Annotated in this window: 17 protein-coding genes and 1 pseudogene; 10 read left to right on the forward strand and 8 right to left on the reverse strand. The window is 62.2% G+C overall.

Annotated elements, in window-relative coordinates:
* Positions 1 to 229: 229 nt before the first annotated feature.
* The 10 genes and pseudogenes from GRH90_RS16760 to GRH90_RS16800 all read left to right on the forward strand — a co-directional run bounded on the left by GRH90_RS16760 (position 230) and on the right by GRH90_RS16800 (position 11,478).
* On the forward strand, positions 230 to 622 hold the full coding sequence (locus GRH90_RS16760; RefSeq protein WP_162367106.1) for a DUF4150 domain-containing protein: 393 nt from the start codon (positions 230 to 232) through the stop codon (positions 620 to 622).
* 26 nt (positions 623 to 648) lie between these two features.
* Complete coding sequence (gene tssJ / locus GRH90_RS16765) at positions 649 to 1,176, forward strand: type VI secretion system lipoprotein TssJ (protein WP_162367107.1); 528 nt, start codon at positions 649 to 651, stop codon at positions 1,174 to 1,176.
* Complete coding sequence (tssK, locus tag GRH90_RS16770; protein ID WP_312857196.1) at positions 1,163 to 2,518, forward strand: type VI secretion system baseplate subunit TssK; 1,356 nt, start codon at positions 1,163 to 1,165, stop codon at positions 2,516 to 2,518. The genes tssJ and tssK overlap by 14 nt, the downstream gene beginning before the upstream one ends.
* Positions 2,515 to 3,699, forward strand: coding sequence for a type IVB secretion system protein IcmH/DotU (gene icmH, locus GRH90_RS16775; protein ID WP_162367108.1), 1,185 nt, complete (start codon positions 2,515 to 2,517; stop codon positions 3,697 to 3,699). The genes tssK and icmH overlap by 4 nt, the downstream gene beginning before the upstream one ends.
* Before the next feature lie 16 nt (positions 3,700 to 3,715).
* Entirely contained in the window at positions 3,716 to 7,267 is a 3,552-nt protein-coding gene (tssM, locus tag GRH90_RS16780) for a type VI secretion system membrane subunit TssM (RefSeq protein WP_162367109.1), read from the forward strand.
* Positions 7,264 to 8,283 (forward strand): type VI secretion system protein TssA, encoded by a 1,020-nt coding sequence (gene tssA / locus GRH90_RS16785; protein ID WP_162367110.1) that lies wholly within the window; start codon positions 7,264 to 7,266, stop codon positions 8,281 to 8,283. Before tssM ends, tssA begins: the two co-directional genes overlap by 4 nt.
* Positions 8,280 to 8,747: pseudogene (tssB, locus tag GRH90_RS26295) on the forward strand (type VI secretion system contractile sheath small subunit); the annotation flags it as partial. The gene tssA and the pseudogene tssB, both read left to right, overlap by 4 nt.
* Before the next feature lie 69 nt (positions 8,748 to 8,816).
* Complete coding sequence (gene tssC, locus GRH90_RS16790) at positions 8,817 to 10,298, forward strand: type VI secretion system contractile sheath large subunit (RefSeq protein WP_246236118.1); 1,482 nt, start codon at positions 8,817 to 8,819, stop codon at positions 10,296 to 10,298.
* A 42-nt stretch (positions 10,299 to 10,340) separates the two neighbouring features.
* The gene (locus tag GRH90_RS16795; RefSeq protein WP_162367112.1) at positions 10,341 to 10,868 is read left to right on the forward strand and encodes an Hcp family type VI secretion system effector; all 528 of its coding nucleotides are present in this window, start codon (positions 10,341 to 10,343) and stop codon (positions 10,866 to 10,868) included.
* Positions 10,840 to 11,478 (forward strand): hypothetical protein, encoded by a 639-nt coding sequence (locus GRH90_RS16800; protein ID WP_162367113.1) that lies wholly within the window; start codon positions 10,840 to 10,842, stop codon positions 11,476 to 11,478. Before GRH90_RS16795 ends, GRH90_RS16800 begins: the two co-directional genes overlap by 29 nt.
* Positions 11,479 to 11,582: 104 nt before the next feature.
* On the opposite strand, the gene tssG is transcribed toward GRH90_RS16800, so the two are convergent.
* The 8 genes from tssG to GRH90_RS16840 all read right to left on the reverse strand — a co-directional run bounded on the left by tssG (position 11,583) and on the right by GRH90_RS16840 (position 23,133).
* Positions 11,583 to 12,689 (reverse strand): type VI secretion system baseplate subunit TssG, encoded by a 1,107-nt coding sequence (gene tssG, locus GRH90_RS16805; protein WP_162367114.1) that lies wholly within the window; start codon positions 12,687 to 12,689, stop codon positions 11,583 to 11,585.
* Positions 12,686 to 14,551 (reverse strand): type VI secretion system baseplate subunit TssF, encoded by a 1,866-nt coding sequence (gene tssF, locus GRH90_RS16810; RefSeq protein ID WP_162367115.1) that lies wholly within the window; start codon positions 14,549 to 14,551, stop codon positions 12,686 to 12,688. Before tssF ends, tssG begins: the two co-directional genes overlap by 4 nt.
* Positions 14,552 to 14,554: 3 nt before the next feature.
* Complete coding sequence (gene tssE / locus GRH90_RS16815; RefSeq protein ID WP_162367116.1) at positions 14,555 to 15,091, reverse strand: type VI secretion system baseplate subunit TssE; 537 nt, start codon at positions 15,089 to 15,091, stop codon at positions 14,555 to 14,557.
* A gap of 69 nt (positions 15,092 to 15,160) precedes the next feature.
* A complete protein-coding gene (locus tag GRH90_RS16820) occupies positions 15,161 to 15,793 on the reverse strand; it encodes a DUF3540 domain-containing protein (RefSeq protein ID WP_162367117.1) in 633 nt (210 codons plus the stop codon).
* An 89-nt stretch (positions 15,794 to 15,882) separates the two neighbouring features.
* A complete protein-coding gene (locus GRH90_RS16825) occupies positions 15,883 to 16,947 on the reverse strand; it encodes a pentapeptide repeat-containing protein (protein WP_162367118.1) in 1,065 nt (354 codons plus the stop codon).
* Entirely contained in the window at positions 16,944 to 19,835 is a 2,892-nt protein-coding gene (locus GRH90_RS16830) for a DUF2169 family type VI secretion system accessory protein (RefSeq protein WP_162367119.1), read from the reverse strand. Before GRH90_RS16830 ends, GRH90_RS16825 begins: the two co-directional genes overlap by 4 nt.
* A 10-nt stretch (positions 19,836 to 19,845) precedes the next feature.
* Positions 19,846 to 22,332: a type VI secretion system Vgr family protein gene (locus tag GRH90_RS16835; RefSeq protein WP_162367120.1), complete on the reverse strand. Its 2,487-nt coding sequence runs from the start codon at positions 22,330 to 22,332 to the stop codon at positions 19,846 to 19,848.
* Positions 22,333 to 22,494: 162 nt separating this feature from the next.
* A complete protein-coding gene (locus GRH90_RS16840) occupies positions 22,495 to 23,133 on the reverse strand; it encodes a two component system response regulator (RefSeq protein ID WP_162367121.1) in 639 nt (212 codons plus the stop codon).
* Positions 23,134 to 23,323 lie beyond the last annotated feature (190 nt).

The following is a 23,323-nucleotide window of genomic DNA, read 5'->3' on the forward strand; positions in this document are numbered from 1 at the left end:
GGCGCAACGGATAAAAACATATCACAAAATAAACGCTATTTGCCCGCGTTTTCAAACCGACCGGCAATGTGACGATAGCGTTCCCGGTGAAAAACCGGTCATCCCGCGCCCGCCGGCAAGACAACGGTTGAGCATAAAATCAGGTAAACGCCGTAGAGGTTTTTGGCGTTTATTTGGTAGCGTTGTCGTCAATGTTTTTGGCGTACGACCGTGTGGAAGGGAAAAGGATATGTTTGCGAATTGTCAATTATTCGGCATGGATTTGGCTTTCCCCGACGTGTGCCTGACACCGACGCCGGTACCCGTGCCTGTCCCTTACCCCAATATGGCGCTGGGCTGCATGGCGACACCGCATACCTATACCATCCTGTTCGGCGGGCTGCCCGCGCACAATATGGCGACCCTCACCTATGCCAGTTTTGGCGATAACCCCGGCATTAACCTGGGAGTGATGTCGGGCACGGTGATGGGAACCTCGCGCCATCTAACCGGCGCCTTTACCACCCTGATCAAAGGCTCTCCCGCCACCCGCGTGACCAGCCTGAGTTTACAAAACGGTACCAATATGGTGGGGATGCGGCTGATTCCCAGCCAGTTGAAAATCATGATGCTCGGGTTATAACCGCCCGCCGGTAACAGGACATATTTATGCCGTCACGTTTTCCCCGGCGCCGTTATCCGTTTTTCGCGGGCGTCCTGGCCTTGATGATGTTTATCACCGGCTGCGCCGGGGGCGAAAAACCGCAGGGCGGTTATGGCCGGACCAGTTCGCTGGAGTTTATCGCCCATGGCCCGCTGAATCAGGGCGCGCCGTTAAAAATCACCGTATGGCAGCTTAGCCATAAGGCCCGTTTTTTGTCGGCCGGCTATCAGGAACTGCAACATGACGCGCATACGGCGCTGGCGGGCAATGGCCTTGGCGGCGAGGAGATTTTCCTGCTGCCCGGCGAGGCGTCCCGGACCCTGCCGCTGGTTATGTCTCCCGACGCGCGTTATCTGGGCTTGTTTGCCGAATACAAAAACATCACCGTTCAACGCTGGCGGCTGGTTCTGCCCTTGCCGCCGTCGCCGGAGCCCCCGCTATGGACCCGACTCTGGCCGTCGTCCCCGCCCGGCCCGGACCGGGTGATTATCGTCACCGCGGACGGGTTGCAGGTAAATAATGATGAAAAATAGCCATAAAGTACTCTGGACCGAAGGTATGTTCCTGCGCCCACACCATTTCCAGCAGGCCGAAGACTATCTGGAACTTCGGCAATGGAGCATGCGGGAGGGCCTCTATCCCTGGGGGTTTTCCGTGCTGCGGATGGACGAAAGCCTGCTGTCGCTGGGCAAGGTGGCGCTGGCCGCCGCCGCCGGCATCCTGCCGGACGGCACGCCGTTTGAATTTGCCGATGCCGGTGACGCCCCGGCGGCGCTGGATATCCGCGCCGGCTGCGGCGCGTTGACCATCGTGCTGGCATTGCCCATCCGGCGAGAGGGGCGGGAAACGGTGATATTTAATGAGGCCGCGGATTCGCCGGCCCGGTATCTGGCCTTTGAAAAAGAGATCAATGATGCCAATGCGCTGTCGATGGGCAGCGCGAAGATCCAGTGCGGCAGGCTGCGCCTGCGGTTATTGCCGCAAAACGAGCTTAACGGCGAATGGCAGGCCATGGGCGCGGTACGGGTGCTGGAAAAAGACCGCGACGGCTGCGTCGTGCTGGACCAGGATTTTATTCCTCCCCTGCTGGACAGCCGGGTCAGCCCTAGCTTGCGCGGTATGGCCCAGGAACTGGCGGGATTGCTGCAGCAGCGCCGCCAGCGGCTGGGACGCCATTTGCAACGGCGGGAAGAGGGACGGGACATGACGGCGGCGGACCTGATGCTGCAGGCGCTGCTCCACCGATTCAGCGCCAGGGTCAGCCACCTACTGCACGCTCCCCGGGTACATCCCGAGCGATTGTTCGCCGAATGGCTGCCGTTCGCGCTGGAACTGGCGATATACCGGGCACCTCATGCCTTCGAGGGCGATATTCCCCGTTATGACCATGCGGATACCGGCGGCTGTTTTGAGGCCCTGATGTCTTTGCTGCGCCAGGGATTGTTTATCGCCCTGGAAGAGAGCGCCATCCCCCTGCCGTTGACCGAGCGTATGCCGGGCCTGAACCTGGCCACCCTGCCGGATAAAGCGATGCTCGACCGGTTCGATTTTGTGCTGGCGGTGGGGGAACTGGCAGCCGGGGCGCCAATGAGCGCGTTCCTGGCGCAGATAAAGATTGCGCCGGTGTGCCGCATCCGCGACGTGGTGCAATTGCAGTTGCCGGGCATTCCCCTGCGCCCCCTGCCGCAGGCGCCCCGACAGCTTCCCCTGCGTAAAGGCGCCAGCTATTTCGCCCTGGAGCACAGCGGCGGGTTATGGCAACCGCTGGCAATAAACGGCGTCTTCGCCCTGTATCTCACCGGCGAGTTCGCCCGGCTGGATATTACGCTGTGGGCGGTAAGGCGATCCTCCGCGCTGGGCGGTGATCAGCCATGATAAGCCGCGACCGCCTGCGCGCCGCGCAACCCAACCAGCTATTGGCCGCGGCCTGTCCATTGCTGAACGCCGTGGCCCATTTTCGCCTGGCGCCGCCGCCCGCGGACGCAGGGGCGCTGCGGTTGCAGATGATCAACGAGGTGCGCCGTTTTGAGCAGGTTTGCCGGGAGGATGGACAGGATTATAACGTCGTTATCGGCGCGCGTTACTGCCTGTGCACGTCGCTGGATGAAGCCGTGGCGCTGACCGACTGGGGCAAAAGCAGTATTTGGGCGGGCAACGGCCTGCTGGTGGCTTTTCATAATGAAACCAACGGCGGCGAGAAGTTTTTTCAGCTGATGGCGACGCTGCTGCAACAGCCGCAGGCGCATATCGATCTGCTGGAAGTGATCTACTTCTGTTTGTTATTGGGTTTCGGCGGTCGCTACCGGGTGATGGAGAACGGCATCTACCGGCTGGAAATCCTGACCCAGCGGCTGGCGCAACAGATTCGCGGCGCCAGGGGCGATTACGCCCGTTCCCTGGGCGGACCCTGTCCGCGAAGGTCCGCGCCGCGGCGGCCGTCCCGGGCCAGGCTGGCGCTGCCGCTGTGCTTCTTGTTGTGCTGCATCCTGCTGTGTTTCCTGTATATCGACCTTAATAGCCGGCTGGATGCCGCCGCCGGCCGGGTACAAAACATGCTGTTCAGCCTGCCGCTGCCCAAGCCTTCGTCGCCGGTGGGCGAGTTTTCGCTGGCGGAGCTGATGCAGGCCCTGGCGGAGGATATCGCCGTCAGCCGCGTCGCGGTGGCCTTACAGGATGAACGGGCGACCATTACCCTGCTGGGCGGCGATCTGTTCGCTTCCGCCTCCGCGCGCCTTGACGCCTCATATCAGCCGGCTATCCGGCTGATTGCCCGGCATCTGGCGTTCACCACCGGTGCGGTAACGGTGCGCGGGCACAGCGATAACCAGCGGATCCACGGCGCCGCTTTTACCTCTAACCACGCGCTGGCGTTGGCGCGCGCCGAAACCGTTGCCCGGATACTGCGCCCGGCGCTGCACCAGCCGGGACGGGTAACGGTCGAAAGCGCCGCCGGCCAGGCGCCGTTGGTGCCGAATACCACGCCGGAAAACCGCGCCATTAACCGGCGCATCGACATTATATTTACTCTGGCCGCCGCCAAAAGCGACAGCGAATGAAGCAGGAAATAACCGTATGTTAAGGGTGTTGCGGGCGCTGCGCGGCCTTGGATTATTGCGCGGCATTATCGGGGTGGCGGGGTTTGGCCTGATGGTGTGGTTTATCGGGCCCTCGCTTGCCGTCGGCGAAGCGCGTCCCCTGGCGCCGGCCGTTGTCCGCTATCAGGTGGCCGGCGCGGCGGCGGCGCTCTGGCTGCTGTTACGGTTGGTTGCCCTGACGCGCCGGGCCTGTTTCCAACGTAGCCTGCGCCGGCAACTGCAGCCGCTAAGCCCGGCGCCGTTGCCGGAGGCGATGGAAGCGCAGACGCTGGCCGCGGGCTTTAAACAGGCGGTTAGGACGCTGAGGCGGCATTACTGTCGCGGCGGCGGACTGACAAAATTCTGGCTGCCGGGCAACGGGCGCGCCTGTCTGTATCACCTGCCCTGGTATCTGGTGGTGGGAGCCGCCGGCAGCGGCAAGTCCAGGGCATTAAAACATGCCGGGCTGGATTTTCTCGCACCAGGGGAACCGGCCGCCGGCCGGCCGGCGCCAGGCCCGTGCGAGTGGTATTTTGCGTCCCGTGGCGTATTGATTAGTCCCGCCGGCAGCTTTCTGGATGACGGCGGCGACCGGTGGCGGCGTTTGCTGGTCTTGCTCAAGCGCTATCGTCCCCGCCAGCCGGTCAACGGCGTGGTGCTGGCGATAAGCGTCCAGGACCTGTTGCAAGCCTCGCGGGATGTACACGACCGGCAGGCCGGGATCTTGCGCCGCCGCCTGCTTGAGCTGCGCCGGCAGCTCAATATCGCCATACCGGTCTATATCATCATCACCAAGGCCGATCGCCTGGCCGGGTTCAGCCAGTATTTCAGCCGCTTCGACGGGCCCGAGCTGGAGCAGTCCTGGGGTGTGAGTTTTCCGTGGCCGGCCGGACCCGATAGCGAAAGTTCGCCGCCGCGCGTCTTCGAGGATGCCTGTGACCGGTTGCAGCGGCGGCTGAACGATGCGCTGGCGGATACGCTGCTGGCGGAGACGGATCCGCGTCTGCGGGCCGGGAGCTTCGCCCTGCCGCAGGCCTTTGCCGCGCTGCGGCCTCCGCTGCTGCACTATCTGGCAATTATTTTTGCGCCGTCCCACGATGGTCCCGTGTCCGCGCCCAGGGGCCTTTGGCTCACCAGCGCCAACCAGAAAACCAGCCCGGCCGCCAGCGCACTTACCTTTCGCCAGGACGATCTGTTCGACCACCGTTTCGCGGCGGCGATGCCACCGGCCAATGAGGCCCCGCCGCCGCAAAGTTATTTTCTGAAGGCGTTATTCAGGGACATTATCCTGGCCGAAAGCAACCTGGCCGGCACCCGCCGCCGGGGCGTCTATCGCCGGCGATTGGGTTATGCCGCGGCCGGAGGATTGTTATCCGCGCTGCTGCTGGCGACGGGCGGATATTGCGTTGCCAGTTACCACAACAACCGCCTGTACCTGGCCCAGGTGCAGGTGCGCACCCAGGCGCTGGAGCAGCTCAGCGCAGCCATTCTTGGCGCCTCCGCCCCCGGGCTGCGACAACTGCTGCCCTTTTTTAACGGCCTGGGCGTATGGGCCGGGAACGATCGCTTCGATCACCGCCATCCCCCGCTGGATTATCGTATGGGCCTGTACCGGGGCCATACGCTGCACGGCGCCGGCGAACTGGTCTACCAGCATGCCCTGAAGCGCGTATTGCTGCCGCTGGTGGCGCAGCAGGTCGCCACGGTGTTGTCCCGGGCGGATTTCGGCGAGACGGATTTTACCTACCAGGCGCTGAAAGCCTATCAGATGCTGCATCAGCCGCAGTATTACGATGGTGAATTTTTACTGGCCTGGGTGCTGATGACGCTGTCGGCCATGCCGGGCGCAGCGCAGCTTGATGCCACGGAGCGCGGCCAACTACGCCGGCATCTCGCGCAACTGATCGCCAGCGCGCCGTTGGGCTCGCCCTATGGCCCGGACCTACGCCTGGTCGAGGCGGCGCAGTCCGCCATCCGGCAGTTGACGCTGTCCCAGCGCGCCTATCAGCGGCTCAAGCTATCGCATATCCGGGACCAACGGTTCAAGTCCCTTAGCCTTATCGATCTGGCCGGCGCGCCGGCGGAACATGAGCTGGCGCGCAAGAGCGGCCTGCCTATAACGGATGGTGTCCCCGGGCTGTTTACCCCCGAGGGGTATTGGCATGGTTTCCATCCACAGGTCGCAGCGACCCTGGGCGTGTTACAGCATGAGGATATTTGGGTGCTAAACCAGGCTATGCCGCGGGATGACGAGGATCTGTCCGCCAATGTCCGCTACTGGTACATGAACGATTTTATTACCCGCTGGGATAGCTTTCTCGGCGATATCGGCCTGATGCCGGCGCCGGACCTGAACCGGCGCATCAACAGCGCGCGCGTCCTGTCCGGCGAGCGTTCCCCGCTGCGCAGCCTGGTGGTGAACATCGCTCCGGTGCTCGCGTTATCACCGCCGCGGGCGGCGGACGCCACGCTGCCGGATATCAGCCGGCAGTTCAGCGCCGGCACCCGCCGCCTGCTTGACAGTGTATTTTCCCGCCCGGACCTCCAGGATGAAGAGCGCCATCCCGAGCGGGTGGCAAGGGACCACTACCGGGATATCATCGATCTGGCCCGCCCGCGCAATGAAAACGGCGACGCCATTATGTTTGACGATATCCTGACGCAGTTGGGCAGCGTCTATCGCTATCTGGTCGCGCTGCAGGACGGCGGCGACACGGCGGCCGCGCCCGGGGATAGCTTGACCCGGCTGCGGGCCGATGCCCTGAGTTTGCCGCAGCCTTTGCGCAGCCTGGTGCTCGGGCTGGCCGAGGGGGCCGGCCATGACACGCGGCGCCAGGCGTTGCAGCGGCTGCGCCAGCAGTTTGATACCCATATCGGTGATTATTGCCGGCAGGTTGCCGACGGACGCTATCCCTTATCTCCCCAAAGCGCCGTCGACCTCAGCCCGGACGATCTGGCGCGTTTGTTTGCGCCGGAAAAGGGCCTGGCCGATCGTTTCTGGCGGCAACACCTGGCGGATAAAGTGAATACCGGCGCAAGCCACTGGCGCTTTTCCCCGTTGTTAAACGCCGGCGACCAGGCCGCCGGGGACGCGCTGCTGCAATTTTTCCGCGTTGCGCGTGATATCGGCGACGCGTTTTTCCCTCCAGGCGCGGCGCATGCCTCGTTTTCCTTTACCCTGCGCCCCCTGGGGATGGACCACGACATCCTCAGCCTGTCGCTGGATATCGACGGACAAATCCTCAGCTATAACCATGGCCCGTCGATGACCTATCGCCTCAACTGGCCGGGGCCACGGCGCGCGGGCACGGCACGGCTGGCCGTGACGCTGGCCGACGGCGCCACCCACCACCTTGAACAGCAGGGCCCCTGGGCATTGCACCGGCTGCTGGATCGCGGCAAAAACCGGCGGGAGGGCAGCGCCGGCGCGCGGCGGATTACCTTCACCGTCGCGGGCCGCGACGTGACGCTGGCACTTGCGCCGGACGGCGTACGCAACCCCTTCATCCTGCCGAACTTCAGCTGTGTCGCGCCACCGGAGCCGTTATGAACATCAACGACCTGCTTACCCCCGTCACCGCCGACGCGCCCTGCGGTGAAAACCTGGAGTACGACCTGTCCTTTATGCAGATGATCCAGCTGGCGCGCGGTAAAGCCGAGCAGCAGTTCGGCGATACCCTGATTCCGGCGCAGGAACCGGACTGGCGACAGGTGGAAAAACACGCCCTCGACCTGCTGGCGTGCAGCAAAGATCTGCGCGTGATGCTGCTGCTTGCCCAAGCCTGGACCGCCCTGCGCGGCTTGGCCGGTTATGCCGACGGCGTCATGCTGATTGGCGAAGCGCTCGGCAGATATTGGCAGCCGCTGCTGCCGCCGCTGGCGCTGGAGGGTGAGGCCGATCCCCTGATGCGCATCAACCTGTTGCGCGAGCTGGGCGATAGCTTTGACCTGGCAAAACTGCTGCGCCGCAGCCCGTTTGCGCGCGACGCGGGCCAAAGCCTGACGTTTGCCGATGCCGTTGCCGCCCTGGACGGCTTGGGGACCGTGGCCACGGGGTATCCCGGCGGGCCGGCGCGGATGGCCGCCGCCATCCAGCGGGGTCTTGCCGCCCACGCGCGGCATATCCCGTTGATTGGCTCCGCCCTGGAGCGCCTGTTTTGCCTGCTGCGCGAGCATTTGGGCGAAACGGCGCTGCCGGACATGCCCGGCCAGCTGGCCGCGCTGCGCACCTTGTCCCGCGCGCTGGCGACGATGCCGCCGCCCGATCTGCCTGAGCCATCGCCGGTACCAGTCCGCGCCGTCTCCACCGATCCCGCGGCGGCGCAACCGTCTTCATGGCGCGAGGGGGGCATCCTCACCCGCGACGACGCCTACCGGGCGCTGGAACAGGTGAAGATTTATTTTACGCAATATGAATCAAGCCATCCGGCGCCGTTAATGATCGCCCGGATCCAGGGGTTAATGAGCCAGGACTTTATGGCGATAGTGGGTAACCTGGCGCCGGAGGCGGTAAGCCAATTGGAGCGTTTTTTCGGTTGTAAAGACCATAAGGAGCAAGAGAGATGACAGACGCACATAGCGGACAAAAATTCATATCCCGCAACCGCGCCCCGCGCGTGCAGATTGAATATGAGGTTGAATTATACGGCGCCGAGCGCACGGTACAGTTGCCTTTTGTCATGGGGGTGATGGCGGATTTAAGCGGCCCGGTGGAAGAGCCGCCGGTGCGTATCGATGAACGTAAATTCCTCGATATCGACGTCGATAATTTTAACGAACGGATGAAATCACTCCAGCCGGCCATGGCTATTCGGGTGGAGAACACCCTGACCGGCGTGGATGAACTGGAGGTATCGCTCACCTTTAACCAGATGGATGACTTTTTGCCGGACGCCGTCGCGCGCCAGGTCGAACCGCTGAACGTCCTGCTGGAGGCGCATATCCAGCTGTCCAACCTGCTGTCCTATATGGACGGTAAACACGGCGCCGAGGAACTGATGGCCTCGGTGCTGAAAGATCCCACGATGCTGCAAGGCCTGGCGGGCACGTCATCTTCCGCCGGCGGGCAGGATATTCTGGATATTTTAACCTATTCACCGATGTACGGAGCCGAGGGCGCGGGGCGTATTTTGCCGCCGGCCATCGGCACCCTGATCAACGAGCAGTTCCGTCCCAAAACCGAGCATGCGCACGCCTCGCTGGAGCGGGCGATCAGGATCATGGCGCAGCAGGCGCTGGCCAATCAGGTCACCCTGTCCAGGGATGCCTTCAGCACCATCCAGGGCCTGGTTTCGCTGATCGACCAGACCCTGTCGCGGCAGATTAACGTCATTCTCCACCACCCCGAGTTCCAGCGGCTGGAAGGGGCATGGCGCGGATTGCACTACCTGGTGCGCAATACCGAAAGCAGCGACATGCTGAAAATCCGCGTGATTAACCTGAGCAAAAAAGAACTCGGGCTGATGCTGAAACGCTATAAAGGCGCCAGTTGGGACCAAAGCCCGATCTTTAAGCGCATCTATGAAGAGGAGTACGGCCAGTTCGGCGGCGAGCCGCTGGGCTGTATCGTCGGCGATTTCTATTTTGATCACAGCCCGCAGGATGTGGAATTGTTAAGCGAACTGGCGCTTATTGCCTCCGCCGCCCATTGTCCTTTTATCAGCGGCGCCTCGCCCGGGGTAATGCAGATGAAGACCTGGCAGGAGTTATCCAATCCGCGCGACCTGGGCAAAATCGTGCAAAATACCGAATATGCCGCCTGGCGCATGCTGCGGGAAGCGGAAGACGCGCGCTACCTGGGGCTGGTGCTGCCGCGCCTGCTGGCGCGTTTGCCGTACGACGCGGTCGTTAATCCGATCCACGCTTTCCATTTTGACGAGCGGACCGAGGGGGCCACGCACGCCAATTTCACCTGGATGAACGCCGCCTATGCCATGGCGGTGAATATTAACCGTTCGTTCCAGGAATACGGCTGGTGTACCTCCATTCGCGGCGTGGAATCGGGCGGAGCGGTGGATCATTTGTTATGCCATACGTTTCCCACCGACGACGGCGGCGTGGATCTGAAATGCCCGACGGAAATCGCCATCAGCGATCGCCGCGAAGCCGAGCTGGCCAAAAACGGCTTTATGCCGCTGGTATACCGCAAAAATTCTGATTTCGCCGCGTTTATCGGCGCCCAGTCGCTGCAAAAACCGGCGGAATACAGCGACCCCGACGCCAGCGCTAACGCCAACCTGGCCGCGCGCCTGCCCTATTTGTTCGCCTGCTGCCGTTTTGCCCATTACCTGAAATGCATCGTGCGCGACAAAGTGGGCACCTTCCAGACCCGTGGCGATATGGAGCTTTGGCTTAACAAATGGATCATTAATTACGTCGACGGCGACCCGGTCAATTCCTCGCAGCAAACCAAGGCGCGCCGTCCGCTGGCGGCCGCCGAGGTACAGGTTAACGAGCTGGCCGATAATCCGGGTTATTACCAGGCGAAATTTTTCCTGCGCCCTCACTACCAGTTGGAAGGGCTGACGGTATCGTTGCGCCTGGTGTCCAAGCTGCCTTCGTTAAAGCAGCGCGGCAACTAAAACACCCAGGCGGATAGTTAACCGGATTAAGGAGTCTGCATTATGAATAACAGTATTTATCTCAAGGTCGACAGCGTCACCGGCGAGGCCAAGGACGAGCAGCATGTGGGCTGGATTGACGTACAGCATTTTCGCTGGCGGATTACCCAGCCCACGGAAAACAGCGTCGGCGGCGGCGGCGGCATCGGCAAGGCGGTGGTGCGCGAGATGGAGGTGCTGGCGCGCATCGATAAAGCCATGCCGACCATGATGAAAAAATGCGTCGAAGGCACGCATTTGTCCGCGGTGACACTGGGACTGAGAAAGGCGGCCGAATCCAGTGAGGACTACCTGCTGATTAAAATGCAGGAGGTAATGCTGAGCGCGGTGGAAATTGCCCCGCATGGCGATACCGGCGCGCTGGAAGGGCAGGCGGTGGCGCCCGGCGCGATGGCGGTGCTGTATCGTTTTTCGCCCTCCGTGGTCGGGGTGACCTGTGGGGAGCAGTTAAACACCGGCGCCCTGAGCGCGAAGGTTGAATTTGGTTGGGATGTGAAAAAGAATGCCGCCGCAGAAGTCAAATTTAAATAACGGCCCCTTTGCCGACGGCGGCGATCCGCCGGAGACCTGGGAGAGTTTCCTTAACCAGTTTCCCGGCGCGCCGGTACTGGAAAACGATCTCGACCGGACGTTGGCCGCGCTGTTCGACGCGCCGCCCGCGGCCGGGCCGGCTATGGCGGATGTGGGGGTCGCGAACCAAAGGGCGCGGCCTTACGCGACCGGGGAAACCGACCCGTTAATGCTGTTTCGGCCAGGAAACCCGCCGGCAAGCCGCTGGCCGGCGCCATGGCCCGGATCGGCCGGGGACGCGACGCCCTTGACCCATACTTCGCCGGATGCGCCAACGCCGTCGAATACCGGGATGGGCGAGGTCACTCCCCCGCAGCGGCGGGCGATGCTGGCGGCGCTGCAAGCCTGTATTGATGCGGTCCTGCCGGGGTTCGGGCCGGAGCACCTGCCTCCTGGTCCGGTGCGGGGAGGTATTTTCCCCGCGATCGGTGCGCAAAAACGACGGGCTGCGCTGCGCGCTGCGCACGACCTGCGCTATCGGCAAGCGGTGGAACAGTGGCAAAACGAGAGCGACACCTTGTTTAACGAGACTTTTTTGACGGTATATCTGCGGGAAATGGCAAAAGGCTAGGACGGATGTTGTGCCGATTGCCGCCATGCGCGCGCGGCAACCCCGGGGCGATGTAATGGTTGCCATGACCGGCGTGGCAACGCGATTAACCGGATCGGTGAATGCTAGCCTGCCGTCTGCTCGTCGGGACGATAAATAAAGTCGCCGCGATGGGCCGTTGAAAAGTTATCACCCAGCCAACTGCCCTGTCCCAGCGGTTGGCCGCCACCCAGCACGCAGCCCTGATAATCCTCTCGCGCCAGGATCACCCGCGCCTCCCAGGCTAGTTCCATACCGGCGTACTGGCGGATCCAATCACCCAGTTGGCCAAGCGCGCCGCCCCTCCCGGCGGGTAAAAACCGGCGATACTGCCGCCACGGCAGCGGGCCGATATCAACGGCGAAACGCGACTGGATATCCGGCGCGGCAAGGCCCAGGCAACTGCTTTTTCCCAGCCGGGCGTTGGGGTGCCTGGGGTGCAGTCGCAGCCGGGAGTCGGCGGGCAGCGGAAGCCATTGAAACAGGTTTTCCCGCACCCCGGCCGGCACGGCAAAATAATGCTGGATAACCGAACGCAGTCCCTCGGCGCCGCGGGTCCGGCGGGATAAATGTCCAGCCATATAATAACGCGCCTGCGCGTCCAACGCGCCGTCCCGCCTTGCGGGCTGGCCTATGCCCAGCAGGCATGCGGCATAATGATCGAAACGCCGGCTGTCCGGCCGGTCGAACGAGACGCAGTGCTGCGCGTCGGCCCAGGCGCGATAAAACAGCGTGATCAGGCGGTGATGAAACAGGTTGGCAAAGGCCGCCAGGGCCGGATCTTTGTCCTGCCGCCGGCGCTGGTAAACATATTCCGTTAAATGCAGCGGCAGAGGCCCGTTGGGGCCAAACAGCCCAAAGCCGTTGATATCCAGCCGACGCTTGCGCGCGCCGTCGGCGGGGACGATGGCGGTTATATTGGCGGCGGCAAACCCAAGCGTTGGCCGCTGGCCCAGGCGCAGCCGCTCGTAGCGCGGCAGCGGCGCGCGTCCCAGCCCATAGCGCTGCCCATCCTGGGCATCGACGCGGCGCAGCAGTTGGAACAGGTCGAATGCCCAGGGCCGGCGTTCGCGCTCCGCCCAGAAGGCCGCGCCGATATCGCCGCCCGCCGCCGGCGCGATAACGGCGCGTCGGGGCGGTACGGGCGACGGATAACGGCCGGCGGGGCAGGATCGAATGCGGTAAATTTTCATAACGCTGCTTTTACCCCCGGGCATGGCGGCCAATAGCCAATCTTGCCCCGCTGCACCGAGGTCAGCGTGGTTTCGCTAAAGCTGTTGATGGTGACCAGCCGCGTAAACAGCCGCGCCAGCACGCTGCCCAGCAGCCAGGGGCTGACGCCGGAAAACGCCTGTTCATCGACGCTGAGCCGCAGGCTGACGCCGCGCCGGGCCAACGCCGGCGGCGCCATGACCCGGTGGCAGGGCACCGGTAAACATTGACGGATACCGGCGATTTGTTGCCTGACGGTAATATCCGCCTGCCGGGCATGGAAGTGTAATAACTGACGCAGGGCCGCGCCGCTGTCGCCGGCGTCATTATCCAGCAGGCTAACGCAGTTGAGCTGCAGTTGGTTAACCAATGGCCAGCAGGATTCGCTCTCCGCCAATGCCGGGCGGGGCCGGCTCGGGCCGTTGCGTAACACTACCCGTTGTACCGGCAGGGAATCGCGCAGCACCAGCCGTTGATCCTGCGGCGCCAGCCTGAGCGGCAGGTCGCGATTGGAGCACAGCACCTCGGCGCTGAGATAGGCCAGTTCTCCGTGCCAGGGCGGATGCCGCTCATCGGCCAGGGAAATAAACGCCTGCGAACCGCTGTAGCCGGTATAGGGCGTCAACGGATCGGCGGTCGCCGGCCATGGGCGCTGCTCCCGGCGCAGGGAAAACCAACCCGTATCGCCGGGCCCATCCTCGCTCCGCCGATCGTAAAACGGCCTGAATATGCGCCGGTAGCCGTTTTCACCCTGCGGACCGCGGCCGTGCAGGTGCACGATGGAGTGGACTTCATAATCCTGCGGATGCAGCGTATCCACGATAACCGGGTATTCGCCCTGGCGTTCATTGAGGATGATGCGTTCGGCGGCGCGGGGGAACAAATTGACCACCGGTGTGCAATGCAGCGCCAGATGCTGCCGGTCAACCCGGCGCTCCAGATCGGGCGCGGCCTGGTCCAGCAACAGGATAATCTCCAGCTGTTGCCGGTTGCCGCCGCCGTCGAACAGGGGTTGCAGCCCCTGGATGCTGAAAAACTGTAGCCGGGCGGGAAAACAAAAATACTCCTGCAACAGGCGAAAGGCGTCCAGGTTGCGCGCATCGGCCGGCAGCATGGCCTGGCAGGCGTCAAGTCCCTCATGACACAGCGCCTGCCGCCCCAATTGCAGGCGCCGGGGCGCTGCGTCGCCGGTCTGGACCAGTATCGTTTGCGTATGCTGCATTATCAGCTCCAGCAGCTGAGGGGCCGGGATATCGCCGCCGCTGAGATAAAACGTCAGCCGATCGCAGCGCATTTCCCCAAGCGTCACATGGCCCAGGCAGGAAAGTTTGATGCGCAGCGCGCTAACCGACCCGTCCAGCCCCAGCGCGGCGGGGCAAATATCCGCCGGCATACCGCCCAGGTCCACCTGTTCGATGCGCAATGGCTGGAGATCGACCTCATGTGCGGTGCGATAGCGGCAGGTTACGCCCCGGGACTTAAGCCCCGGGCTATCCATTATCGTACCGCGCGGTACCTTGAAGCCCCGGCTGATATCCCCTTTCACGGCGTCCGGTTGCAGTTCCACTATGGCCATTGACGGCGTGGCGGCCAGATAGTTGGGATGAAGCATATCCAGCAGCTGGCGGGAAAAACGCGGAAACTCCGCATCCATTTTCAGCTGGACGCGCGCGGTCAGGAAGGCGACGCCTTCCAGCAGCCGCTCGACATAGGGGTCGGCCTGATCGGCGTGGCCGATGCCCAGGCGTCCGGCGACCTTGGGGTAATGTTCGGCAAACTCCGTCCCCATTTCCCGCAGCCAGGCCAGTTCGCGATTGTAGTAGTCCAGTAGCCGGCTATCCATCAGTTACCTCTTGTCGGCCAGTTCAAAATGGCCATTTTCTAAATCCACGCGGCTGGTAAACATAAAATCCACCGGCGCCGGCGACCACCAAAGACGTCCCTGTAGGGTAAACGACAGCAGGTTATGCGACGCCAGGCCGGGGTCGTCATCCAGGCATTCAATGCACAGCGCCGAGGCGATAATGCGTGGCTCGAAGTGAGCTATCGCCCACGTGATCTGGTCCGCGATATCCTGCCAGGCGATGTCGGACTGCATTTTGCCCGCCAGCGGCGGCAGGCCGAAGTTCAGCGTGCTGGAGTAAACGTGCGGCCAGCGCGCAAGCTGGTCGCGGGAGGCAAAGCAGGTACAGTTAAGCAACGCCTGCAGGTTGGCCAGTACCGATTTTTTCAACCTCTCCCGTAAGGCGGGCATATCCAGCGGGGCATCGTCGGGATTGTCGGGGTCGTTATCGGTCAGGCGCTCCAATAACAGCGGCGCAACCCGCTGGTGCGCGCGGTCCGGGTCGCCACCCGCCGGCACGCGGGCGTGTTTTATCTGCATAACCGCCGCCTTTGCCGGGTGGACATTGCCCTGGTTAATATTGTCCTGGTAAATAGGGTCATGGCAGGTTTAACCCAGATGAATTTGTTCAGAATCGAGCCTGGCGACGGCTTCGGCGGTGATCATCACGTTTTGTCCGTGGATACGGGCATAATCGACAGCCTGGTAATCCAGCTGGCCCACCCGCGCGTGCTCGGTTTGCGTCACCTTGCGCAACCAGCGGTGGCTTATCTGCACCAGGGTTTGCCATACCGATTCCAGGCGTTTGCCGACGATACAGCAGATATCGACCCGGGCCGACAAAGACTGCCCGTGGTAGCGCATCCGTCCAACGCGGCAGTCGCCGCGATCGGCGCGGATAGCCAGCGCCGGCGCGCGTAATTCCAGCCGTTCGGCGCCATGCAGGGTTAACGCGCCTTGGGCGGCGATATGCAGATCGCCGGCCACGCGCAGGGACCAGGGCTGCAGGTTGTCGGCGCGATCCAGCACCGCCAGCAGCCAAAGCTGCGCGTCATTGCCGGCAACCAGCACCTCGTCGCCCGGCTGCGGCTGGAGCAGGCAACTGGCGGCCAGGCGGCATTGCCAGCCGCGCTGCTGGTGGCAGACGATATAACAGCCGTCCGGCAGAATATTGATCACTCGGCCAACGGCCTGGCCGGGGGGTGAGGCGATGGGGTCACTTAATGCTTGCAGGTTAATCATGGCGGGCCTCAAATAATGGATGGCTTATGGCTTATGGCTTATGGCTTATGGCTTATGGCTTATGGCTTACCGGCTTATCGGCCAGGGGATCAGGGGGGCCGCCTGTGGCTCCATTCCTCGGCGGCATAAAGCGCTTCATCCGCCTCCAGCAGCCCCTGACGGGTGGAAAACAGCGCCGCCGTTTGCCGCGCGCGGTGCATTTGGGTGCGCTTAAACTGCGCCTGGCGCAGGTCGGCGCCCTGGAGATCGGCGGCGCTGAAATCCGCATAGGTAAGATTGCAGCCCACCCACCGGCTGTGCGCGGCTCCGGCTCGATGCAGCAGGGCCTGTACCAGGCTGGCGTGGGAAAAATCCGCCTGTCGCAGGTTGGCGCCGATAAACTGGCCCTGGTCAAAATGGCCATGGCGGCATTGCGCCCGTTGCAAATCGCTGTCGATAAACAGCGCCTGCTCGCCCCGGGCTTGTTCAAAACGCGCGCCGCCCAGCGACGCGCCCTTAAAACAGCTACGGGACAAGGTGGCGTGGCTAAAGTTCACGTTATCCATGGCGTTATCGGTAAACTGGCAGCCGATAAACGACTGTTGGCGATAGTCGTTATCGTGGTGATCGCACCCGGCAAAGATCACGCGGTCGAAATGGCCGTGGCTGATGGTCGTGGCGCTAAGATCGATGCCGAACAGCGTGGTCAGCGTCGCCCGACAGTCATGCAGCCGGGCCTGGAGTAACGGGGTTTTATACAGCGTGACCTTATCCAGCGCGCACTGTTCCAATACGGCGCCCGCAAGCAGGCACTCCAGGAACTGGGTTTCCGTAAGGCGGGTGGCGCGCAGTTGGCTCCCGTCCAGCCGGCAATGGTTAAACAGGCTGCCGGTGATGCCGCATTTGCTGAAATTCGCACGGCGCAGCGCGCAGTGGTTAAACCGACAGCCGTTGATGTCTCCCTGGCTGAAGTCGGCATCGTCCAACCGGCAGCGATCGAACAGCGTGTCTTCCAGCGGACATTGGCCGAAATCCACCGCGCTGAATTGCACATTGATAAATACCGCGCCGCGCAGCCCGACGCCGGTAAGCTGTTCCGGCCCCAGTATGACCGAGTCGATGGTTTCGCCGCGGCTGATTTTTTGCTGTAGCGCCTGCGCCGTGAGCGTCTTCAAGACGACGGCTCCCCGGCGCGCGGCAGGGTTTTGCACTGGTGCGTATAGGCGCCCTGCAGCCGGGTATGGCGATCGATGCTGGCTAACGACAGATCGGCGCGAAACAGGTTGGCGGCGCGCAGGTCGGCGCCGGCAAGCCGGGCTTTTTGCAACTGGGCACCCAGCAAATCGGCGCGGTTAAGCGAGGCGCGGGTAAGATCCGCGCGGATAAACAGGCAGCCATCGGCGTTGATGCCGTCCAGGCACGCGTCGGTCAGCCCGGCGGCGCTGAAATCGCAGCCCTCGGCCCGGGCCCGTGACCAATCAGCCCGGTCGAGCGGCGTATGCCGCAGGTTGCAGCTGATAAGCCGGGCGCGCTGGAATGTCGCACGCCGGGCGTGGGTGCCGGCGGTGAAAACGCAACTGTCCAGATGGGCCTCCTGAAACTGTGTTTCGTCCAGATTCATGCCGATAAATGCACAATTCGCCAACTGCGCCGCGTTAAAGCAGGCGGCGCCCAGGCGTCCGTCATTAAAGGTGACCTTTTCCAGGCGGCAGTGGCTGAAATCAAGCCCGGCGGCGGCCGGACCGAGGAACGTGCAGTTGTTAAGCGCGGCCCGGCTGAAGCGGCAGCGGTCAAGGGTAGTATGGTAAAACAGCAGCCTGCTAAGCTGCGCCCGATCAAAACAGCAATCTGCCAGCGTCGCCTGGGTTAACGAAACTTCGTCCAGACAGGCCCCGCTGAACCGGCTGTTCAGGCAACGGGCCCCGGTCAGGCAGGTTCCGTTAAGCCGCGCGTCGCATAGTGAAACGTTGACCAGAGACGCGTGGGCCAGCATGGCCTCGCTGAGATTGGCGCCGTCGAGCAGGCAGTTATCCAGCCTGGCGCTTTCCAGCAGGGCCCGTTGCAAATTAACCCCGCGCAGATCCATGTCGCTCAGGTCGGCGCCGGTCAGGTCCATACCGCCGAGATCGCGGGTATGCGCCAGCAATGCCTGGAGGCGACGGCGCACGGCGTCCGTTTCCCCGGCATCCAGCGGCGGGGCCGGGGGGCGGGTATCGGCGGACAGCCGGTAGATCTGGTGCAGGCTATGGCGCGCCTCCGGCGTGTCGATGGCCGGATCGGCATCAGGCGATTGCTCTTCCCGCCGCCGCAGTAACGCCAGCATGCGGTGGTACTGTGCTGGCCCGGAGCAGGACGGCGCGTCGGCGTCTTTCATGGCGCTTTCGCCTGTGCTTATCTCAACCTTATGGCTGCGCTGGCCCGGGTTGTCGTCATCGGCACAAATGCCGGCGCCAATCCCGCTACTTTGGCTGGCTTCGCCCAGGTTAGGATGGCCGGCGCCATGTCCGGCACGGCTTCCCGCATCGTTCATCAAGCCTGCGATATCCGCGCCCAGAGCCGCGGCCTTGTTCAGCGCCCGCCGTTGCAGCGCCGCCGCCCGCAGCTCGACCCGCGCCATATATTCCGGCAGTTCGCCGGGCCGGGGCACCGGTTCCCGACCGCGGATATCCGGGCCGGCGGCGTTCTTTTCCCCTGGCATGCTACTCTTACGGGCATCCTGCTTCCCCGACGTGTCCGGGTCATCGGCGCTCGCCAGCCCGGTCGTGGCCAGCGGATCGCAGGTATCCAGGGCTCCCTGTTCCAAGGTTTCCCGGTGCGTTTCCCTCAGGCACGCTTCCCGCCGCGCCAGGTTGGCGACCAGCGGGCTGTCCGGGGCGCGGGCAGCGGTATCCAGCCAAGGGCCAATCAGGCTTTCCGCCACCAAATCCTGTTCGCGCAGGGCATGGGCGGCGCCGGTGGCCTTTTGGCTGCGGGACTGGAAAACCGCCTGATAATGCGCCGGCGGGCGGCTTTCCCGCGCCGCCTCGACGGCGACCAGCATATTGTCTACGTCCAGCGCGTCGTCTTCGTTAATCGCGCAACTGCCCTGCCAAATCAGCGCCATCTGTTGCAGATGGGGGAAAAACCACAGGGTGGTGGCGCGCAGGGCGATTTCTTCCAGCGCCGGAGGGTTGGCTGCTGGATGATTGCCGGGGACCTCCGGGCCGGGGGACATCCTGGCGGAGCAAATATTACCGGGGACTGCGGCGCCGGCACCGGCGCGGGTGATAAAACATCTGGCGCGCCAGTCGGGCACCACGCCCTGTTGCAGCGGCTGGTCGGGATGCATATTCCAGATGCGCCAGGGCGCGCCCGCAGGCAGCGACGCCGACTGCGGCCACCGCTGATCGCGCCCGGCCCGGTTAAATACCCCCCAGTCGATATCGCGGGCAAAACCGGGGTAATCTTCTGCCAGCCACCGGCTGTCGTAGCCTTTGCCGATCTGTTTGAAATGTTCCGGCAGGCAAAAATCCAGCGGACCAAAACAGTCGGGTTTTATCCTGCGGCGCTGGGGGCCATAGCCGAGATGCACCGGTTCGATATGGGCTAACGGATGGCATAAGGCGCCGTTGCGCGCTATCGGTTGCGCGCCCAGGCCGCGCGGGTTGCCGGCATTGTTTTCGCCGCCGAAGGCGTTTTCCCAGTCCAGGCGCAACTGCTCAAAGGGCAGCGGTTCGGTGGGGCGTCCGTTAATCCAAAAACGTTCGCCAAACGCCATCAGGCATTTTTCCAGCTCGCCCACCTGGATTTTGACCATACAGGCATTTTTTTGCCGCTGGTGCCGGGTATAGGCGTAACCGGTAGCCAGGAACTCCGCGCGGGCCTTGGGAATGGCCAGATCCAGCAATCCACCGTCGCCGGCCAGTTCCCGCGCCGCCAGTTGCCACAGCTCCGGTTCGGGGCGCAGCCGGGGCGCCGGCCCCATATCGGCCAGGGCCAGGACGGACACGCCAAGCTGGTTTTGGCCCAACCAGCGCCAGGGACGGTGCAGCACGCCCAGGCGCAGGGGTTTGATGATTTTCATGGCAGCCGGCTCAGATAAAAATAGTAATGGCGCTGGTATGCAGGCTGAGCAGCGTGGTGCGGATATCCAACTGGCCCTGGCCGATATTCACCCCCACTGTCTCGACGCGCACCGCCGTGGTGGCAAGATTCAGCCGGGTGCTGGAGGTTAATACCTCATCGGTTTTGACCGCCATTTTCGCCATGGAAAAATTCATGGAGCTGATGCTTTCCGCCGAGCCGGTAACGTTAAGCGCATTGCCGGAATGGGTTTCGATACTCCCCTCGATCTTATGCGTCATTTTTTTGGTTGCTATCAGCACCTCGTTGCCGCCGTTTACGCTGATATCGCCACCGGCGCGCACCGTAAGATCCTGGCCTATCTGTTTATCCAGCCTGCCATGGATATGGCAGCCGGCGTTGCCCCTCACCTCGATGTGCCGATCGCCGGCGATATCTTGCCGATCCACGCCGTGGATGGCGGTCTCCACGCCTTTGGCATATTCCACCCGGGTGGGATCCGGCCGCCGACGCTGTTTTTCCGCCTGCCGGCGATCGGCCGCTTCCTGCGGGGTGGCGGGCCGGGCCGCCGCCAGGCTGGCATGGGCTGAGTTATCGTTACCCGCCGCCTGTTCCCCAGGGTACAGCGTCTGGCCAAACACGATTTTATTGCCGGCATCAAACATGATGTCACCCAGGGCGTGATGGCTGAGGGTGTGACCCGCATGCTGGGTCAGGTTGCCGCTGACGATATGCGCGGCGTGCCCGGTCACCTGCCGGTATTCGCCGCCGCCAATGGCGTCGGCCCTGCCGCCGGCGGTAATCAGGCTGGTCTTGCCAAGGTGAAAGGTCTGCATATCGGGCTGGAATTTGCGCGTGGCGCAGGGGCCGCGATGGATAAATTGGCTCCGGCCTCCGATCTCCTGCGCCAAATCGCCGTCGACGCCGATGTTTTTGTCATGTTCGACCGAGATGGTCATATCACGCTCGGCGTGCAGGCTAAAAGATTCGCGCCCCGGCGCATCCTCCATAAACCAATAGCTGGCGTTACCCGCGCCGCCATCCTTGCTGCGGCTCATGCACCCCATCCGCGTGGCGGCCGCCGGCAGTTCCCAGGGCGGCAGGGCGTCTTCGTTGTACACGCGCCCAATGATAATGGGACGGTCGGGATCGCCGTTGATAAAATCCACGATCACCTCCTCGCCCACCCGGGGCACCTGCACGCCGCCATATTTCCAGCCGGCCCAGTGGCTGGATACGCGTACCCAGCAGGAATCGGTATCGTCGCCCGCCCCGCGCCGGTCCCAGCGGAACTTCAGCTTTACCCGGCCATATTTATCGGTCCAGATGCTGTGGCCCTGCGGTCCTGCCACCTCGGCGGTCTGCGGCCCCTGGGTTTTCGGCCAGGGGGTGGTGCGGGGCGGGCGCCAGGTAATATGGGCCGGGATCATGGTAAAATTCACGCTGAATTCGGCCGTCGGGCCGCCGGTTCCAGCGCCGGCCAGGGAGGCTTCATCTTGATAGCGGCTATCCCGGATTTCATAGTCGACCCCTGTCACCAGGTACTGTTGTTCGTCCCGCGGACGCGGGCACCGATGCAGGCGAAAGGTGCAGCCGGGCGCCATGCCGCGCGCTGTTGCCAGGCCCGAGACGCGGCATTGCCGGGCTTCCAGCGCCTGCTGCCGTATCTGCGCCAGGAACTGTCCGCGCCGGTTATCGTCATAGCGGCCGGGCCAGTCGTAAATTTCCGTTTTATTGACCGCAAAAGAGGCCCGGTTCCGGCAGGCTTGCGCCAGATGGGCGCGCGGCTGACGAAAGTCATAGTCATCCATGCTGCATAATCCGGGGGTAATTTCATGGCGCAGGGTACAGCGGTGAATGCCTTCCCGATGTTCGGCGAGGCCGAAGCCCGGCTGCCGGTAAACCATATCCTCATAGCCGGGGAAGGGCTGGTGCGCCTGGGGCGAGTCGGCCAGCACCAGCGTATGGCCCCGGGCATGATGCTGGAAAAAATAATAGATGCCCTCATGTTCCATCAGGCGGCTGAGGAAATCGAAGGCGCTTTCCTGATATTGCACGATATAGGAGTGTAAGCGGTAGGCGCTGGTGAGCCGGTTTTCGCAGACGATATTATTTTCGGCCAGGATAGCGGTAATGATATCCGGCAGGTTTTTTTCCTGCCAGATGCGGCAATCGCGATTTTGCGTCAGGTACCATAGCGCCGGATGCAGGGTGAAGGTATAAAGCTTATATTTTTCATTTAGCAGGTCATAGCCGTTAAACTCGATGCCGGTAATATGGCCATGCAGAAACCGGCGTCCGCTATCAGCGAGCATTATTTCAAAAGCAATATCTTGACCTAATAATGCATTCAAATCTAAATCATTATTCTTGCTAAGGAATTCCGCGCTGAACCGGTATAACGCCGACAATGATTCACGCCCGGTTAGCCGCTTAAATATCAAATCACCATCGACATTACCGCGTAATGGCGTATGGGCACTAATCCAGTCAGGCATGCTATTCCTTATGTTTAAACGCGACGGCAAGGGGCGTAATGATTTTTTATAAACGCTATTTATGGTCGGCTAAGCATTATTTTTTCTGAGGGTTATCATAAAAAACCACAGATAATAAAACATCAGGTAATTACCTGAGATTATCGACGTGGAATGTTCTGCTTAACGATATTCCACTAATCCCAACCGGTGCGACCAATGCACCAGCTCAATGGCTTTATGCACGTCCAGTTTGCGCATGATATTCAAACGGTGCGTCTCGACCGTTTTCGGACTTATGGACAAATTATTGGCAATGGTATGGTTGCCCACGCCCTCGGCAATTTGTTTCAGCACCTGCCGCTCCCGCAGGGTAAGGGATAACGGATGGTGGCCGGTCTCGTCCATCAGCTGGAATACACGAAAATGGTCCAGGGCCGGATCGATATAACGCTTGCGGTTAAACACGCTTTGCATGGCGCTAATCAGGCATTGCTGGGTGCTGCTCTTTAGCACATAACCCAACGCGCCCAGGCGTAGCGCCCTGGCGGCATGATGCTCGCCTTGCCTTGAGGTCAGCGCGATGATGCGCATGGCCGGCCAGCGGCGCAGCAGTTGAACGACCACATCCTGACCGTCCATGCCGGGCAATCCCAGGTCCAGAATCACGATATCCGGATGGGTTTCGCTGCACAGGCCGTAGACCTCCAGTCCGTTATCCGCCTGGCCGACCACCTGATAGCGCGGGTAGGGGCTAAGCAATGATTTAATGCCGTTGATGATCAGTTCGTGATCGTCAACCAACACCAGTTTGATGTTCATACCTGTTTCCCTGGAGTGTGGATAGTGAGTATTTATTGAAGGACTCAGAAATAAAAAACGCACAGGTCCGATAGTCGCTGTTATTTTATAGCGGACAGTGCTAAGGATAATAATAAATAAAGACTAAAGAGCTGAATATTGCGCATGATAAATACATTGATATGTTGAAGGTTATTTAATGCCATTTCTT

The sequence above is a fragment of the Acerihabitans arboris genome (assembly GCF_010131535.1).
GTDB classification, from domain to species: Bacteria; Pseudomonadota; Gammaproteobacteria; order Enterobacterales; family Enterobacteriaceae; genus Acerihabitans; species Acerihabitans arboris.

Coding starts and splice junctions, on each gene's coding strand:
- GRH90_RS16820 (WP_162367117.1), bottom strand. CDS start 15,793: ATGATTAACCTGCAAGCATTAAGTGACCCCATCGCCTCACCCCCCGGC.
- icmH (WP_162367108.1), top strand. CDS start 2,515: ATGATAAGCCGCGACCGCCTGCGCGCCGCGCAACCCAACCAGCTATTG.
- GRH90_RS16830 (WP_162367119.1), bottom strand. CDS start 19,835: ATGAAAATCATCAAACCCCTGCGCCTGGGCGTGCTGCACCGTCCCTGG.
- GRH90_RS16800 (WP_162367113.1), top strand. CDS start 10,840: ATGCCGCCGCAGAAGTCAAATTTAAATAACGGCCCCTTTGCCGACGGC.
- tssE (WP_162367116.1), bottom strand. CDS start 15,091: ATGCAGATAAAACACGCCCGCGTGCCGGCGGGTGGCGACCCGGACCGC.
- tssF (WP_162367115.1), bottom strand. CDS start 14,551: ATGGATAGCCGGCTACTGGACTACTACAATCGCGAACTGGCCTGGCTG.
- tssJ (WP_162367107.1), top strand. CDS start 649: ATGCCGTCACGTTTTCCCCGGCGCCGTTATCCGTTTTTCGCGGGCGTC.
- tssG (WP_162367114.1), bottom strand. CDS start 12,689: ATGAAAATTTACCGCATTCGATCCTGCCCCGCCGGCCGTTATCCGTCG.
- tssM (WP_162367109.1), top strand. CDS start 3,716: ATGTTAAGGGTGTTGCGGGCGCTGCGCGGCCTTGGATTATTGCGCGGC.
- GRH90_RS16760 (WP_162367106.1), top strand. CDS start 230: ATGTTTGCGAATTGTCAATTATTCGGCATGGATTTGGCTTTCCCCGAC.
- GRH90_RS16840 (WP_162367121.1), bottom strand. CDS start 23,133: ATGAACATCAAACTGGTGTTGGTTGACGATCACGAACTGATCATCAAC.
- tssC (WP_246236118.1), top strand. CDS start 8,817: ATGTACGGAGCCGAGGGCGCGGGGCGTATTTTGCCGCCGGCCATCGGC.
- GRH90_RS16795 (WP_162367112.1), top strand. CDS start 10,341: ATGAATAACAGTATTTATCTCAAGGTCGACAGCGTCACCGGCGAGGCC.
- tssK (WP_312857196.1), top strand. CDS start 1,163: ATGATGAAAAATAGCCATAAAGTACTCTGGACCGAAGGTATGTTCCTG.
- tssA (WP_162367110.1), top strand. CDS start 7,264: ATGAACATCAACGACCTGCTTACCCCCGTCACCGCCGACGCGCCCTGC.
- GRH90_RS16835 (WP_162367120.1), bottom strand. CDS start 22,332: ATGCCTGACTGGATTAGTGCCCATACGCCATTACGCGGTAATGTCGAT.